General features: G+C 63.4%; 15 protein-coding genes. All 15 read right to left on the bottom strand.

Annotated features, from left to right (window positions below):
- Positions 1-63: 63 nt before the first annotated feature.
- A complete protein-coding gene (locus WIR04_RS05790; RefSeq protein WP_025327839.1) occupies positions 64-1083 on the bottom strand; it encodes an amino acid ABC transporter substrate-binding protein in 1020 nt (339 codons plus the stop codon).
- Between the two features lie 484 nt (positions 1084-1567).
- Positions 1568-1867 (bottom strand): DUF2845 domain-containing protein, encoded by a 300-nt coding sequence (locus WIR04_RS05785; RefSeq protein WP_139438182.1) that lies wholly within the window; start codon positions 1865-1867, stop codon positions 1568-1570.
- Positions 1864-2877, bottom strand: coding sequence for an ABC transporter permease (locus WIR04_RS05780; protein ID WP_338891161.1), 1014 nt, complete (start codon positions 2875-2877; stop codon positions 1864-1866). Before WIR04_RS05780 ends, WIR04_RS05785 begins: the two co-directional genes overlap by 4 nt.
- 85 nt (positions 2878-2962) lie before the next feature.
- Positions 2963-3844 carry an ABC transporter ATP-binding protein gene (locus WIR04_RS05775; protein ID WP_338891159.1) on the bottom strand — a complete coding sequence of 294 codons (882 nt, stop codon included), beginning with the start codon at positions 3842-3844 and terminating at the stop codon, positions 2963-2965.
- Between the two features lie 145 nt (positions 3845-3989).
- Positions 3990-4601, bottom strand: coding sequence for an FKBP-type peptidyl-prolyl cis-trans isomerase (locus tag WIR04_RS05770; RefSeq protein WP_005324672.1), 612 nt, complete (start codon positions 4599-4601; stop codon positions 3990-3992).
- A 179-nt stretch (positions 4602-4780) separates the two neighbouring features.
- Positions 4781-5506 carry a copper homeostasis protein CutC gene (locus tag WIR04_RS05765; RefSeq protein ID WP_025327844.1) on the bottom strand — a complete coding sequence of 242 codons (726 nt, stop codon included), beginning with the start codon at positions 5504-5506 and terminating at the stop codon, positions 4781-4783.
- Between the two features lie 41 nt (positions 5507-5547).
- Positions 5548-6450 carry an ROK family protein gene (locus tag WIR04_RS05760; protein WP_338891156.1) on the bottom strand — a complete coding sequence of 301 codons (903 nt, stop codon included), beginning with the start codon at positions 6448-6450 and terminating at the stop codon, positions 5548-5550.
- A gap of 110 nt (positions 6451-6560) precedes the next feature.
- Positions 6561-7067, bottom strand: coding sequence for a GNAT family N-acetyltransferase (locus WIR04_RS05755; protein WP_338891154.1), 507 nt, complete (start codon positions 7065-7067; stop codon positions 6561-6563).
- Positions 7055-7864 (bottom strand): M48 family metallopeptidase, encoded by an 810-nt coding sequence (locus tag WIR04_RS05750; RefSeq protein WP_042648620.1) that lies wholly within the window; start codon positions 7862-7864, stop codon positions 7055-7057. The genes WIR04_RS05755 and WIR04_RS05750 overlap by 13 nt, the downstream gene beginning before the upstream one ends.
- 165 nt (positions 7865-8029) lie before the next feature.
- Positions 8030-9004, bottom strand: coding sequence for a PstS family phosphate ABC transporter substrate-binding protein (locus WIR04_RS05745; protein ID WP_025327848.1), 975 nt, complete (start codon positions 9002-9004; stop codon positions 8030-8032).
- A 289-nt stretch (positions 9005-9293) separates the two neighbouring features.
- On the bottom strand, positions 9294-10589 hold the full coding sequence (gene phoR, locus WIR04_RS05740) for a phosphate regulon sensor histidine kinase PhoR (protein ID WP_025327849.1): 1296 nt from the start codon (positions 10587-10589) through the stop codon (positions 9294-9296).
- Between the two features lie 8 nt (positions 10590-10597).
- A complete protein-coding gene (gene phoB / locus WIR04_RS05735) occupies positions 10598-11287 on the bottom strand; it encodes a phosphate regulon transcriptional regulator PhoB (RefSeq protein ID WP_005338414.1) in 690 nt (229 codons plus the stop codon).
- Between the two features lie 102 nt (positions 11288-11389).
- The gene (locus tag WIR04_RS05730) at positions 11390-11800 is read right to left on the bottom strand and encodes a VOC family protein (RefSeq protein WP_338891151.1); all 411 of its coding nucleotides are present in this window, start codon (positions 11798-11800) and stop codon (positions 11390-11392) included.
- A 133-nt stretch (positions 11801-11933) separates the two neighbouring features.
- A complete protein-coding gene (locus tag WIR04_RS05725; RefSeq protein WP_338891150.1) occupies positions 11934-13214 on the bottom strand; it encodes a GGDEF domain-containing protein in 1281 nt (426 codons plus the stop codon).
- A gap of 317 nt (positions 13215-13531) precedes the next feature.
- Positions 13532-15193 carry a sigma-54-dependent Fis family transcriptional regulator gene (locus tag WIR04_RS05720; protein ID WP_338891148.1) on the bottom strand — a complete coding sequence of 554 codons (1662 nt, stop codon included), beginning with the start codon at positions 15191-15193 and terminating at the stop codon, positions 13532-13534.
- Between the last annotated feature and the right edge of the window lie 79 nt (positions 15194-15272).

Below are 15272 nucleotides of genomic sequence, written 5' to 3'. Positions count from 1 at the left end.
ATGACTCCGACAAAGCCAGGGCAAGGGGAAAATGGGGGGCCAGGCCCCCCGACAGCTGTCTATTTAGCGGATGGGTGGCGCATACATCAGACCGCCCTTGTTCCAGAGCGCGTTGATGCCACGGTCGATCTTGAGGGGAGAACCGGCGCCGACGTTGCGATCGAAGGACTCACCGTAGTTGCCGACCTGTTTGACGATGTTGTAGGCCCACTTGTCATCCAGCCCCAGCACGCTGCCCTTGGGCTCTTCCAGCCCGAGCAGACGGCGGATATCAGGGTTGGTGGACTTGAGCATCTCGTCCACGTTGGCGCTGGTGACCCCGGCCTCCTCGGCGTTGAGCATGGCGTAGAGACTCCAGCGCACCACCTTGAACCACTGCTCGTCACCCTGGCGCACCGCCGGGCCCAGCGGCTCCTTGGAGATGACCTCCGGCAACACCAGGGCATCCTCCGGCTTGGTCAGCTTGATCTTGAGGGAGTAGAGCTGGGATTGATCCGAGGTCAGCACATCACAACGCCCCGCCTCGAAGCCTTTGACGGTCTGATCCGAGGTGTCGAACACCACTGGGGTATATTTCATGGCGCCGTTGGCGCGGAAGTAATCCGCCAGGTTGAGCTCGGTAGTGGTGCCGGACTGGATGCAGACGGCGGCTCCGTCCAGCTCCTTGGCGCTCTTGACCCCGAGGGACTTGTTGACCAGGAAGCCCTGGCCATCGTAGTAGTTCACCCCGGCGAAGGTCAGGCCCAGCGAGCCGTCCCGGGTCAGGGTCCAGGTGGTGTTGCGCGACAGCAGATCCACTTCACCGGATTGCAGGGCGGTGAAACGCTCCTTGGCGGTGAGGGACACATACTTGACCTTGCCGGCATCCCCGAGCACGGCCGCGGCGACGGCGCGGCACACATCCACATCCAGCCCGGTCCAGGTGCCCTTGGCGTCTGGGTTGGAGAACCCGGGCAGGCCATCACCGACCCCGCACTGCACGAACCCCTTCTTCTTCACGGCATCCAGGGTCCCCTCTGCCCAGACATTGGCTGCCGCCAGCGACAGCACTATCACCATACCTGCCTTGTGTATCTGCTTCATGTCACTCTTCCCTGTGGTTTGATTCGAATTGGCACCCAAACCGAGCAAGATGCCATCGTTTCCCTGCTTTTTTGCAGCTTATCCAGCGCTTCAAAAACCTGTCAATCGGTGCAACCCGGCACAATAGTGGTGCAACAGCACAAAATGTTCGAACGATGTGATATGCACTCTCAGAATCAAAAGTAGACCCTTATTCACCAAATAGCCTGCTGTTAAAGGCCATTCCCACTGTGAGGATTATTTTCACAAAAAAATGGGGCGCACCGGGATGGGGCAGCGAAATCGGACTCCAACTGACTCATCAGACTCACTTTTCTATCGGCAAGCCCCAAGGCGGGGAAGCTGGGGCAAATATTGGGCAGCGTCGATATGGCGCTATTGCGGAGGGAGATCAGGCTCCAGCAGCCTATCTTTTGGCGGGAAACGAGGTCGGGATAAGGCGCCTCAATATCAGGGCGCCGACACGGGGTCGGTACTCGGCGGTTCAACCTCCGCGGGGGCCATCTTCAATCTCGGTGATGACGCCGTTTTCGACGGTGACGAACTGCATGAATTCACTCCTGCCGAAGTTGTAGGTCCAGCGTTCGGCATACTTGACCGTCATCCTAGCCCCGAAGCCGTTTTCCTCGTAGCGGGTCAGATCCTCCTTGAGCATCGGCTGACCGCAGCGGATCAGCAGCTCGGCCGTGGTGTCTCCCTCGGTCAGCAGGGCGCTCTTGCAGCGCAGGGTGCCGGCATCCACCGGCAGCGTCGCCACCAGCAGCAACCACAGTATTGGCTTCATTTTGCGCTCCATTTGAATAACACCGCCCCCAGCGTGATGCACACCAGGGCAAACACCATGACCTGGGCCAGCATCCCCGCCACCGCCTGCCAGCCCGCCCCTTCCAGCATGACGGCGCGGGCCGCCTCTATGATCTGGCTGAGGGGCAGGCGGGCCGCCAAGGCCTGCAACCAGGGGGGAGATCCTTCCAGCGAGAACCAGACGCCGGATAAGAACATCATGGGCAAGCTGATGAGATTGAGCAAACCGCTCGCCAGCTCCTCATTCTGAATGCGGGCGGCGATGAGCAACCCGAGGGAGGCCATGGCGGTCCCGCCGACCAGGGCGATGAAGAGCAGCAGCCAGCCAGAGCCGAGCAGGGGGACATCCAGCAGCCAGTAAGCCACCAGGAAGACCAGCAGGCTCACCACCAGGGTGATCAGCACCCGCGACAGCAACTGGGCGCAGAGAAACTCGGCCGCCGAGAGTGGCGTGGCTCGCAAGCGCTTGAGCACCCCGTTCTTGCGATAGCGCACTATGACGAACCCCACCCCGAACAGGCCGGAGAACATCAGGTTCATGCCGATCACCCCGGGCAACAACCAGTCGCCATAGCGAATGGCCCGCCCGCTCAGGGCCTCCCTTTGCAAGGGCTCCTGCACCGCCTGGCGCAGCAGATATTCAGCCATGGTCCCCTGGGGCGCATCCGGGTTGACCCAGTAGTGACCGCGCGCCGGTGCCAGCAGCAAGTCCAGCTGATGATGGCGCACCTTGAGGACGCCCCTCGCCTCGTCGTCATAGGGGATGAGCTTGAGCAACGGGATATGGCTCAGGGGCTGATAGGCCGTCGTCAGCTCCCCCACCACCCCTATCTGTACCAGCGGCTTGGGGGGGCCCGAGAAGATGAGGGAGAAGCCAATCACCAGCAAGAGCGGAAAAAGCAGGTTCCAGACCAGGGCCGCCCTGTCGCGCACGAACTCCAGGGTACGGGCATAAAAGAGGGCGCCTATGCGCTTGATCGCTCCCTTCATGTTCCGCTCCTCGGACTCGAACCCCGTCGAGATAACAAGGCTTGCGGGTAACAGAGCGCAACGACACTGCGCTTGATGGGATTTTTCATGCACCGCTCCGGAGGCTGTGACCGGTCAGGTGCAGGAAGAGATCCTCCAGATTGGGGGAGCGCACCTGCATGCCGGTCAGCGGTACCCCCAGACTCAGCAGCCGTGGCAGCAAGGCCGCCACGTCCGGGCAGCTCAGCTCCACCTGATCGCCGTGGGGCAGCAGCGGATAACCCAGGCTGGCGAGGGCCGGGTGATCCGAGAGGCGCACCAGCACGCCGTCGAAGTGCCGCGCCAGCAGGGCCGCCGGCGTGTCCAGGCTGAGCAGATGGCCGTGATCGACGATGGCGATGCGATCGCACAGTTGCTGCGCCTCGTCCATGTAGTGGGTGGTGAGCACCACCGTCTTGCCCTGGGCCTTGATCGCCTCTATCCGCTGCCAGAAGTGGTGACGGGCCTGGGGATCCAGCCCTGTGGTGGGCTCGTCCAGAAACAACAGTTCGGGGTCGCCGAGCAGGGCCAGGGCCAGCAACAGGCGCTGACGCTGGCCGCCGGAGAGCTTGCGGCTGTCCCTGTCGATGAACTCGCCAAGGGCGCACAGCTCGATGAGCAGCTCCCGTGGCAGGGGGTTGGGATAGAGGCTGGCGAACAGGCGCAGGGTGTCGCGCACCGTCAGAAAATCCTGCAACGCCGTGTGCTGGAACTGGATGCCGATGCGGGAGCGATAGTCGGGGCCGCGGGGGGCGCCATGAAACAGGATCTGGCCGCTGTCCGGGGTGAGGATCCCCTCAAGCAGCTCTATGGTGGTGGTCTTGCCAGCCCCGTTCGGGCCGAGCAGGCCGAAACAGCTACCGGCGGGAATGGCAAAGCTGAGTCCGTCCACCGCCCTGACACCGGGAAAGTGCTTGATGAGATCGACGACTTCTATGATGGCAGCCATGGCCTGCCTCCCTGGGTGGCCGAGAGTGCGACGTCCTGACTATATCCAAATCTCCCGAGAAGGCCATGGCTCATCCACCTGGGCGTGGCGGCGCGCAAAAACAAACGGCGACCCAGAGGTCGCCGTTTGCATCACGCCAGCCGGATCACAGGATGTCCAGCAGCTCCACTTCGAATACCAGTGCGGAGTAGGGCGGGATGGAGCCGGCGCCACGGGCACCGTAGGCCAGATCCTGCGGAATGTAGAGCTTCCACTTGGAGCCAACCGGCATCATCTGCAGCGCTTCCACCCAACCGGCAATGACGCCGGTGACCGGGAACTCGGCAGGCTGGCCGCGGGCGACAGAGCTGTCGAACACGCCACCGTGGGTGAAGGTACCGTGGTAGTGCACACGCACGGACTGACCGGCCACCGGCACGGCGCCGTTGCCTTCTACCATGACTTCGTATTGCAGACCGGAGTCGGTCACTTTCACGTCGGCACGCTTGGCGTTATCGGCCAGGAAGGCTTCGCCATCGGCGGCGGCCGCCTTGGCAACGGCTTCCTGCTCTTCCTGCATGCGGGCAGTGATGACCTGGAAGGCATCATTGATATCGTCACGGCTGACCGCGAACTCCAGGCCGTTCAGGGCATCTGCCAGACCTTGTTGCAGGGCAGGGATATCCAGACCGGCGAAGGCTTGCTGAGCCAGCTGATCACCCATGTTGCGGCCGATGCCATAGCTGGCCTTCTGTTCGATAGAGTCGTATTGGGACATTGAGATATTGCTCCGGGTCCTGAGGGTAAAAGAGACGGGATAATATCAGACTTTTTGGCGAGGTGCTGCCGGCTGCCGTCCTGATTTCCCCCCCCGTGGGAGAGACTTCACATCCCCCTCATCCCCGGCCCTTCTCCCGCGAGGGGAGAAGGGAGAGGCGACGACAACCACACCCTGACTCAGGCGCGATCCAGCAGGGCCCTCACCGCAGCCACCTTGGCGCCGTCGGTGATATTGACCCGGCCGTCGTCCGAGGTGCCCATGTTCACTCCGTGGGGCACCATGCCGCCGCGCCAGCCCATGCCGGACATGTGTACCTCGCTCACCCCGGTGAACTCGAGTATGGTGCGCACGTTGTCGGCATTGACCCCGGCGCCGGGCATCAGGCTGGCGCGACCCGCCAGGGTCTGTTGCATCGCCTGCAGTGTCTCCAGACCCGCCAGGGCGGTCGGGGCATGGCCGGAGCTCAGGATACGCTCACAGCCGGCCGCCACTATGGTCTCCAGATCGGCGCGCCAGTTGGAGCTGAGATCGATGGCGCGATGGAAGGTGACCCCCAGGGGACCGGCCGCTTCGACCAGTTGTTGCAACTGGGCGGCAGGCACCCTGCCCCCCTCGTCCAGCAGACCCACCACCACCCCTTGCAAGCCTGCGGCCCGGGCTGCGGCGATGTCCAGCAACATGAGTTCGAACTCGGCGGCACTGAAGCAGAAATCCCCGGCACGGGGGCGGATCATGGCGTAGACAGGAATGGTGGCGTGGCGCGCCACCTGCTGCATGAAACCATAGGAGGGGGTGAGACCGCCTAGCCCCAGCGCAGAGCAGAGCTCGATGCGATCCGCCCCGGCTTGCTGGGCGGTGAACAGGGATTCCAGGTTGTCGATGCAGATTTCAAGACGGGTCATGATGACTCCTTATCCGGGGAGATCAGACCCAGTGCCTGATCTCATAAATTCAGCAGGGCGGCGCCACGCACGCCACCGGCGCCGCCGAAGCGGGCCTGGCGGATAGCCGGCAGGGCGACGCCGGGCAGCAGGTGACCAGGCAGACGCTTGGGCAGCTCTTCATACAGGGCAGGCAGCCCGCTGAGGCCGCCTCCCAGCACCACCACCTCGGGGTCTATCACCGAGATGGCGGTGGCGAGCCCGGCGGCCAGGATCTCCAGCCAGCAGTCGATGGCCGAGAGCGCCGCGGGTTCCCGGGCCTCGGCACGGGTGACTATCTGGTGACCACTGGCGCGCTCGCCGTTGAAGTGGTGATAGAGCCGCTCCAGGCCGGTGCCCGAGGCGTAGGTTTCGAAACAGACCAGGCGACCGCAGCCGCAGCGGGGACGGGGCAGGTCGGGATACTTCATCAATATGGTGGCCGGCAGCGGGTAATGGCCTATCTCCCCCGCCAGCCAGTTGCGACCCTGGATGAGCTTGCCCGCCAAGTAGACGGCGCCACCTATGCCGGTGCCAATCGTCACCCCCAGCGCACTCTCGGCCGCGGCGGCGGCCCCCTGGTGCACTTCGGACCAGAGGAAGCAGTTGGCGTCGTTGTCGACGCTGACAGTGCGTGCCAGTCGGCCTGCCAGATCCGCTCCCAGATGACGACCGTGAATGGCGGGCAGGTTCGCCGCCACTATGCTCCCATCCAGGCGATTGATGATGCCAGGAAACCCGATGCCGACGGCGCCTTTCGCGCCGAAGCGCGCATCCGCAGCCTCGACCCGCGTCAGGATCAGCTGCAACAGCCCCTCGTAATCGTTGCCGGGGGTGCTCATGCGCTCTTCGTGACAGAGATTCAGGCCACCGTCATACACCGCGAAGGCAATCTTGGTACCACCAATATCAAATCCGTAATACATGCCACACTCCCTTGCCGGTGAACCTAATCACCTCAGTCTGTCCAGATGGGGCACATTGTATTAATTCGCAAAAAAAATAAAGTGACCATGGGCGAAAAACGGGAGCCAGCTCAAAGCAAACGGAACATTTGCCGCTGAAGGCAAGCTTGTCCCAGGCTCGTCAGGGTGCGCTCCTGGCCGTCAAACACGAAGCCGCGGCGCAGGTAGAACCCCTCGCCGATGTGATTGCCATCGAGCAGCCATAGTCTGACGCACTCGCAACCGGCCCGGCGCATCTGCACCGCCACCGCCTGCCACAGCCGCTTGCCATGGCCCCGACGCCAGTGATCCGGGTGCAGATAGAGCGCCCGGATGCGCGCCGTCATCAGCCCCTCCTCATGGACAGGGTGCCAATAGAGCAGGCCGATGACGACCTCGTCCTGACAGAGCAGCATGGGGATGGGGGCCGGCTCGGCGAGCCGGCGACGCCAGATCTGCAGATGCTCGGTGACCGCCAGCTGGGCCAGCAGATCCTCACCGAGCACGCCGCCATAGGCTGCCAACCAGCTGGCCCGCTGCATCACCGTCATGGCGGCGGCATCGGCGGGACGGGCCAGACGCAGTGTTATGCCTTGCACTGGGGAGTCAACCCAGCGGCACGGGCCTGCCGATACAGGGGCTCTGCCTGAGCCTGTTGGGCCTGCAACTCGGTAATGCGGTTCTCATCGCTCGGGTGAGTAGAGAGCAACTGGGGCGGCGCCTTGCCCCCGGCGGCGGCACTCATGTTCTGCCACAGGGGGATGGCCTCGGCCGGGTTGAAACCGGCGCGAGCCATCAGATCCAGCCCCAACCGGTCGGCCTCGCTCTCCTGAGCCCGGCCATAGGGCAGAGCGATCCCCACCTGGACCCCGAGCCCGAGCGCCGCCATGGTGGCACCGCCCCCCTGGCTGCTGCCGATGGCGGCATCGGCCACCGCCAGCCCTATGCCGGTCAGCTGATCCCGGGAGAGGCGTTCGTTGGAGTGTTGTGCCAGCACGTGGGTCAGCTCGTGGCCGATCACGGTGGCGAGCTGATCCTGATTCTTGGCGACTTTGAGCAGGCCGCTGTAGACGCCGATCTTGCCCCCGGGCAGGGCGAAGGCGTTGACCTCCTTGGAGTCAAACACCACCACCTCCCAGCTGGTGATGCCATAGCTGGCAGGCACCTGGGCGGTGACCGCCTTGGCCACGCAGGAGACATAGGCATTCACCTTGGCATCCTTGCTTACCTTCTCCTGCTTCTTCATCTGCTCGAAGGAGTCGGCCCCCAGCTGGTTCATCTGCTGGGGGGAGAAGAGCAGCATCTGGCTGCGACCGGTTGGCGACTGGGCACAACTGGCCAGCAGGGCGCTGCACAAGGCTGCCAGGCCGAATTTGGACAGGGAAGATGCACGCATGAGAGAGTCCTTTACCGTGAAGTTGCCCTATTCTCGGGAATGCCGCCGTCCGGTGCAAGCCAGGCGCCACCCCATGCGACCAAAAAGATCCCGCAACGCCAAAATAAAAACGAGCCCGCTTGGGCTCGTTTTGGAGGCTCGTCTGTATAGAGTGCGAAAGCAGGATTACATGATACCCAGCTTCTTCAGATCGGCCTGAACAATCTTGGCGGGGACCGGCACATAGCCATCCTTCGCCACTATGGTCTGACCGGCCTTGGAGAGCATCATCTTCACAAACTCTTGCTCCATCGGGGAGAGCGGCTTGTTCGGAGCCTTGTTCACGTAAACGTACAGGAAGCGCGACAGCGGGTACTTGCCGGTCAAGGCGTTCTCTGCGGTCGCTTCAACGAAGGTCTTGCCATCCTTGGAGAGCGGTACGGCGCGCACGCCTGAGGTAACGTAGCCGATGCCGGAGTAGCCGATGCCGTTCAGGGAAGCGGAGACGGATTGCACCACTGAGGCGGAGCCCGGCTGCTCGTTCACGCCGCTCTTGAAGTCACCGTTGCACAGGGCATGCTCCTTGAAGTAGCCATAGGTACCGGAGACCGAGTTGCGACCGAACAGTTGCAGGTCCTTGCTGGACCAGTTGCCATCCAGACCCAGATCGGACCATTTGGTGGCGGCTTTGGCTTCGCCGCACTTGAGGGTGCTGGAGAAGACGGAGTCAACCTGCTCCATGGTCAGCCCCTTGATGGGGTTGTCCTTGTTCACGAACACCGCCAGGGCATCGACCGCGACGCGGATGGCGGTCGGCTTGTAGCCGTAGCGCTTCTCGAATGCTTCCTCTTCACCGGCCTTCATGGCACGGCTCATGGGGCCAAACTGGGCGACGCCCTCGGTCAGTGCAGTCGGGGCTGTGGAAGAACCGGCGGCCTGGATCTGCACGTTGACGTTGGGGTAGACGCGCTTAAATTCTTCGGCCCACAGGGTCATCATGTTGGCCAGGGTGTCCGAGCCGACAGAGGACAGGTTGCCCGAGATGCCACTGGTCGGGGTGTAATCCGGCAGATCTTTATCCACACCGGCAGCCAGGGCGCTGACAGAAAACAGGGTTGCTGCGGTGAATCCGATTACACCAGCCAGTTTGTTGAGTTTCATCCAATCTCTCCAAAGTTACAGAAGGCAATTGCCAATACATGGCGCCGATTAACACTGTCTTGCGGTGGTCAAGCTGACTGCATCAGCCAGCTTGTTGAATTTTATCCGTCCCCTCTTTCCCAAGGTGACGCTGGGTCTGTTCTTAAGACGGCGCCAGTATCTGACCTGGCAGTGACAAATTTATGGAATTTATATGACACTTTGATGACATGGGCCCAGCACGGCACAAATGCCAAGGGGGCCGCTCTCGCCGCCCCCTTTCTTATTGCTAACCAGTTGTCAATAAAGGCTATTTTACCACCACCATCCTGGCAGGAATGAGGAAGCTGAAACGGCTGCCCTGGCCGACCCGGCTCTCTATCTCGAGCTGGGCATCGTGATGGCTCAGGGCATGCTTGACGATGGCGAGGCCAAGGCCTGAGCCGCCGGTGTGGCGGGATCTCGCCTTGTCGACCCGATAGAAGCGCTCGGTGAGCCGCGTCAGGTGCTCCGGGGCTATCCCCTCCCCCTCGTCCTGCACCACAAAGAGCGCCATGGCCCCCTGCTTGCGCCACTCCACCCTGATCTTGCGACCCGCCGGTGTGTAGTGAATGGCGTTGTAGACCAGGTTGGAGACGGCGCTGCGCAGCTGGTCCCTGTCCCCTTTCACGAACAGGTTAGGCTGCACCTGAAACTCGATCTGATGGGCACTCTCTCCCGACAGGGCACGCGCCTCCTGCTCCAGCAGCCCCAGCATGGCGGGCATGTCCACCAGATGGGAGAGATCCACGGTCGGGGCTGCCTCGATGCGCGACAGGGTGAGCAGCTGATTGACCAGGTTGTCCATGCGAATGGTCTGCTCCATCATCACCCGGTGCGCCTTGGCCCACATGGCGGGGGGCGGCGGCTCCTCTGTCATCTCCAGGTACCCCTTGAGCACGGTGAGCGGGGTGCGCAGCTCGTGGGAGACGTTGGAGACGAAATGCTTGCGGGTCTTCTCGAGGCTGCGCAGCCGGGTCACGTCACGCACCACCAGCATGGCCTGATCCTCGGCATAAGGCATGATGCGAAACTCGAGAAACTTCTCCTCGTTGATGGGGGAGCTCATCTCGAACGGCTCGTCATACTGCCCCTTGCCGAGGTAGGCGACGAAACCGGGGTGACGGATGAGGTTACCGATGTGCTGGCCGGCATCCTCGGGCCAGCGAAAACCGAGCAGCTGCTCCGCCAGCCGGTTGCACCAGAGGATGCTGCCGTCGGTGCGAAACACCACGGCGGCATCGGGCAGGGCCTCTGCACCCTCCCGGAACCGGCGGATGAGACCCGCCAGCTCGCGGCGCCGGGCACGGTGGCGCTGCTGCAACTTGTAAATGCCATTGAAGATGTATTCCCAACTGCCGCTGCCATGGGGCGGTACCAGGCTGCGATCGTGCCACAGCCAGTCCGACAGCCGCTTCTGGAAGCGGTAGTGCCAGCCCAGGTGCAGCACCGTCGCCACCAGCAGGCAGAGGGAGAGGTGTTCTATCAACCAACCTACCAAGACGAAGGGGGCGTAGAAGAACGCCATTCGCCACAACTGTCGCCGCCAGGCGTAAGGTTGCAACATGTTATCCCCTAGAGACGGGTTGAGAAGCGGTATCCGGCTCCACGCACCGTCTGGATCAATCTGTCATGCCCGGTCTCTTCGATGGCCTTGCGCAGACGACGGATGTGCACGTCCACCGTCCTGTCTTCCACATACACATTGGTGCCCCAGACGTTGTTGAGCAGTTGCTCGCGGCTGTAGACCCGCTCGGGATGGGTCATGAAGAAGTGCAGCAGCTTGAATTCGGTCGGCCCCATGTCCAGCGCCTTCTCCTCGGCGCTGACCCTGTGGGAGACGGGATCCAGCTTGAGCCCCTGCACCTCGATCACCTCGTCCACCGAGGTGGGGGAGACCCGGCGCATCACGGCGTGCAGCCGGGCGGTCAGCTCCTTGGGAGAGAACGGCTTGGTGATGTAGTCGTCGGCGCCCGCCTCGAGGCCGCGCACCTTGTCCTCTTCCTCACCGCGGGCGGTCAGCATCACCACCGGGATCTGGCGGGTCACCTCGTCCTGCTTGAGCTGCTTGATGAACTGGATACCACTGCCGCCTGGCATCATCCAGTCCAGTACGATGAGCTCGGGGTAAGGTTCACGCACCTTCGCCAGTCCATCGGCATAATCTTCTGCCTCAATCGTCTCATATCCTTTTTGCTCGAGCACGAAGCAGAGCATCTCGCGGATTGGTGCCTCGTCCTCGACCACCAGAATTCGCTTAGCCATATCCCTTCTCTCTCCTCTGTGAAGATGGGTGCGCCAATTATTAGAACTTTCTGTGACACTTTTATGACGTTATGACAGGCGGGATGATAAACGTTTTCAGATTCAGTTGGCAGCAATGCGTTGCAGCAGGTCCCAGCGGTTGCCACTGATGTCTTCGAACACCACCACTGTGCCATAGGGCTCGTGGCGGGGCTCTTCACAAAAATGCACGCCGTACTGCTGCATGCGCTGGTAGTCACCCCAGAAATCGTCGGTCTCGAGAAACAGGAAGACCCGGCCGCCCCCCTGCTGGCCGATGGCGGCCTGCTGCTGCGCATTGGCAGCCCGGGCCAGCAACAGGGCCGACCCGGAGGCACCTTTCGGGGCGACCCGCACCCAGCGCTTGCCCGGTTTGCCCGGCTCGTCGAGGGGGCTGTCTTCCAGCAGCGCAAATCCGAGACCCTTGGTAAAAAAGCGAATGGCCTGATCGTAGTCGGCCACCAGCAGGGTCAGGGCACCTAGGTGTTGGGACATGGGAAACTCCTCGGCTGATGAAGGGGGGGCCTGCGCCCCGGCTGGCGCGCATCATAGCGGCTGGGAGGCCGGGGCTCCAGCCGCAATCAGCTTCGCGAAGGCAGGGCCCTGCGTCGATTGGCAGACCCGCGCCCTAGCCCACCTCGACCCGGTTGCGCCCCCGTTCCTTGGCCTGATAGAGCGCCTCGTCCGCCCGCTTGAGGGTCAGCTCAAGGGAGTCCCCGCGCCGCTCCGCCACCCCGAAGGAGGCGGTGATCCTGAGCCCGAGGGGCCACTCCCTGTAGGCCTCCAGCGCCCCCCTCAGCCGCTCGGCCAGCCTCTCGGCCCTCGCCTGCTCATGGTGCAGGCAGACCAGCACGAACTCCTCTCCCCCCCAGCGCACCAGGCGGCACAGGCTGTCACAATGGCGCAGCAGCTCGCTCACCATGTGCTTGAGCACCTCGTCCCCCATGGGGTGACCGTGGGTGTCGTTGACCCCCTTGAAGTGATCGATGTCGATGTAGATGAAGGAGAGCGGCATCTCCCCCAGTTCGCTCAGGAGCTTCTCGCCGCCGAGCCGGTTGAGGGCCCCGGTCAGGGGATCATAGCGGGCCTCCTCCTCGGTGCGGCGGTACTGCTCGGACAGGCTCTGGCTGAGCGCCTCCGCCGCCAGCCGCGCCTCACGAGCCTTGCGCAGCTTGTCTCCCATCAGCAGGTACTGGGTCAGAAACAGCAGTATTCCGTATATCAGCCAGCCCAGCAGCAGCTGGCGGTAGAAGTCCCCCGGCTTGCCCCAGCGGCCATAGAACTCCAGATTCTCCAGGATCAACCGGTAGTCCCCGGGCTGCATGCTGTCGTCGGTGGCAAGCTCGATGGCATAGACATGGTGCAGATCCGTCCCCTGCTGCGCCAGCGGGATCCGGTACTGCTGCACCCACCAGGAGCTGGGGGCAAACACCTTGAGGGGGACGTCCTGGAGGCGGCCGTAATCGTCGGGACGAAAGAGTACCTCGTTGAACTTGTGGGAAGTCTCGTCCCCGGCTATCGAGTAGGCGGGATCATAGTTGCGCAAATAGAGGCGCCAGCTCTGCGGCTCGCGCCCCTCCACCCTCAACTTGACCCGCACGCCGCTGAAGTGGGAGAGATCCAGCCCCCGCTCGGGGGCAGACAGGGTCAGGATCAGTTCACAGAAGGGGGAGCTGTGGCCCGCGCGCAGCTTGCAGTCGATGGCGGGCTTTTCGCCACCAGCGATCAGCGTGGTGATCGATTGGCCGCCATGGGTGCGATCATCCTGGGCCCTGGCGGCCAGGCTGGCCTGGCTCAGGATATCCAGCCGCCGTTCTGGCCCGAACTCGAACACCAGGATGGCCAGCAGGCTGCCGAGCAGCAGGCTCCAGAACAACATATTGGTCACGCGGGAATAGGATGGGGTCATGGCGATCACACCTGGAAAAGAGCTTTTACTCTACACCTTGAGATTCCGCACCGTGCTGATCCAGATCCAAGGTTATTACACACGCCCTCGTGGGCGCAGGGGGATTGGTCGGCTCAGCCCGCGTGCAGGGCGTCGCCTGCCATCCGCCGGGCTGAATCCTGTCGGCATTGCACCGCAAGAGGCGGACGCCAGCTCCTGGGGAAGCGGGTTCCCGATGTCATCATTCCTTTCACCACTGAGCACTCCATGCCATGGAAAAATAAAGAAAAATCATCGCTGAGCCCCAGTCTACACAAGCAAGCGGTGCGGCAACACCCCTATCCCTCTTCCCGCAGTGCCCGGTAGAGGGTGGTGCGGCTGATACCGAGCCGCCGCGCCGCCTCGCTCACGTTGCCGCCACACTCCGTCAGGGTCTGCTGCACCCGCAGCCGGCTCTGTTCGCGCAAGGTGGTGGCGCCCCGGGGAGCCGGCATGGCGGCCACCTCGGGCAGATGCAGGTGGGCGGGTTCAATCCAGCCCTGCCCTTCTGCCAGCACGCAGGCTACCTCCAGCGCCTGCTTGAGCTGGCGCACGTTGCCGGGCAAGGGATGGGTCAGCAGTTGCCGCTCCGCCTCCGGCGTCAGTTGCAGGTCCGGGTCCATCTCCGAGAGCAGGCGCCGGATCAGCCCCAGGCGATCGCACTGTGACCAGGCCCGCAGCGGCGCAAGCTGCTGGCGCCAGCCGCAGATCCGGTAATAGAGATCCTCGCGAAACGTCCCGGCTTGTACCATGACCGCCAGATCCCGATGGCTGGCGCTGACCAGCCAGAAATCCACCGCTTCGGGCTTGTGGCTGCCAACCGGGGTGACGGCGCGCTCCTGCAACACCCGCAGCAGTCGGGTCTGAGCCGGGAGCGGCAACTCGCCGATCTCGTCCAGCATCAGGATGCCGTTGTGGGCGGCGCGCAGATAACCCTGGCTGCCCTGGCTGCGGGCGCCGCTGAAGGCCCCGCCCACGTAGCCAAACAGCTCGGCCTCCACCAGCTCGGCCGGCAGGGCGCCGCAGTTGACGCATACCAGGGGCTTGTCCCGTCGGCTCGACTGACTGTGCAGGGCACGCACCAGGTGCTCCTTGCCGCTGCCGGTCTCCCCCTCGATGAGCAGGGAGATGCCCCGCTCCAGCATCTTGAGGGGCACCCCGGCGGTAACGGCTGGCTGGGGCTGGTTTTCGGTTTGAATCACCACAGGTTCGGGCTCCAGCCGCAGGCCGCGGCGATCCCGCAGCAGCTGCTTGCCGTCAAACGGGTGCTGGCCGAGCCAGAGCCGTCCGGCCCGGTTGGCCCCGAGCAGCTCGCCCCCCTCTCCCAGCAGCAGGCGGGCGGACCAGAGACTCTGGGGATCGAGATCCACCAACCAGCCCGGCTGACGCGCCAGCAGGGCGTTTTCCAGGGTCATCGCCAGCAGCCGCACAGTGCCCAGCATATCGCCGTCGTGGTGGGCCGCATCGGTGGAGATGTCGAGCACCCCCAGCAGTTGCCCGTCCGGCCCGAGCAGGGGGCAGGCACTGCAACTGAGGAAGCTGTGCTGGGCGAAGAAGTGCTGCGCCCCCAGCACCTGCACCTCGCTCTGCTCGGCCAGCGCTGTGCCGATGGCGTTGGTGCCCTTGCTCGCCTCCCCCCAGCGGGCGCCGCTGCGCAAGAAGATCCGCTCGGCGTGGCGGGCGAAGCCATCGTCACCGCTGGCGGCCAAAATGGCCCCCTCACCGTCACACAGCAGCAGGCGACAAGGCCTGCCCGCCAGCAACTGGGCAAACAGCGGCAACACGAAGCGCTGAAAGCAGGTGATAAGCGTTTTGTGCTGCTCCTGGCGGGCCGACAGCTCTCCCTGGGGAAGCAAGTCCAGCTCGGCGCTCTGCTGGCGGAGCAGGCCCTGATGCAGGCAGCGCTGCCAGGAGCGCTGGATCGGACTGGGGCTGGAACTGTACTGCGGTAACTCGCTCATCACGCCTCCTGTTCATACAGAGCATGAATGGAGCTGGATTGAAGTAACTCGCTCATCACGCCTCCTGTTCAAAAACGGC

Origin of the sequence: Aeromonas rivipollensis, assembly GCF_037811135.1 — a bacterium.
GTDB lineage: Bacteria > Pseudomonadota > Gammaproteobacteria > Enterobacterales > Aeromonadaceae > Aeromonas > Aeromonas rivipollensis.
This window is presented reverse-complemented; position numbering and strand designations above follow the sequence as displayed.

Coding starts and splice junctions, on each gene's coding strand:
- WIR04_RS05790 (WP_025327839.1), bottom strand. CDS start 1,083: ATGAAGCAGATACACAAGGCAGGTATGGTGATAGTGCTGTCGCTGGCG.
- WIR04_RS05785 (WP_139438182.1), bottom strand. CDS start 1,867: ATGAAGCCAATACTGTGGTTGCTGCTGGTGGCGACGCTGCCGGTGGAT.
- WIR04_RS05780 (WP_338891161.1), bottom strand. CDS start 2,877: ATGAAGGGAGCGATCAAGCGCATAGGCGCCCTCTTTTATGCCCGTACC.
- WIR04_RS05775 (WP_338891159.1), bottom strand. CDS start 3,844: ATGGCTGCCATCATAGAAGTCGTCGATCTCATCAAGCACTTTCCCGGT.
- WIR04_RS05770 (WP_005324672.1), bottom strand. CDS start 4,601: ATGTCCCAATACGACTCTATCGAACAGAAGGCCAGCTATGGCATCGGC.
- WIR04_RS05765 (WP_025327844.1), bottom strand. CDS start 5,506: ATGACCCGTCTTGAAATCTGCATCGACAACCTGGAATCCCTGTTCACC.
- WIR04_RS05760 (WP_338891156.1), bottom strand. CDS start 6,450: ATGTATTACGGATTTGATATTGGTGGTACCAAGATTGCCTTCGCGGTG.
- WIR04_RS05750 (WP_042648620.1), bottom strand. CDS start 7,864: ATGCGTGCATCTTCCCTGTCCAAATTCGGCCTGGCAGCCTTGTGCAGC.
- WIR04_RS05745 (WP_025327848.1), bottom strand. CDS start 9,004: ATGAAACTCAACAAACTGGCTGGTGTAATCGGATTCACCGCAGCAACC.
- phoR (WP_025327849.1), bottom strand. CDS start 10,589: ATGTTGCAACCTTACGCCTGGCGGCGACAGTTGTGGCGAATGGCGTTC.
- phoB (WP_005338414.1), bottom strand. CDS start 11,287: ATGGCTAAGCGAATTCTGGTGGTCGAGGACGAGGCACCAATCCGCGAG.
- WIR04_RS05730 (WP_338891151.1), bottom strand. CDS start 11,800: ATGTCCCAACACCTAGGTGCCCTGACCCTGCTGGTGGCCGACTACGAT.
- WIR04_RS05725 (WP_338891150.1), bottom strand. CDS start 13,214: ATGACCCCATCCTATTCCCGCGTGACCAATATGTTGTTCTGGAGCCTG.
- WIR04_RS05720 (WP_338891148.1), bottom strand. CDS start 15,193: ATGAGCGAGTTACCGCAGTACAGTTCCAGCCCCAGTCCGATCCAGCGC.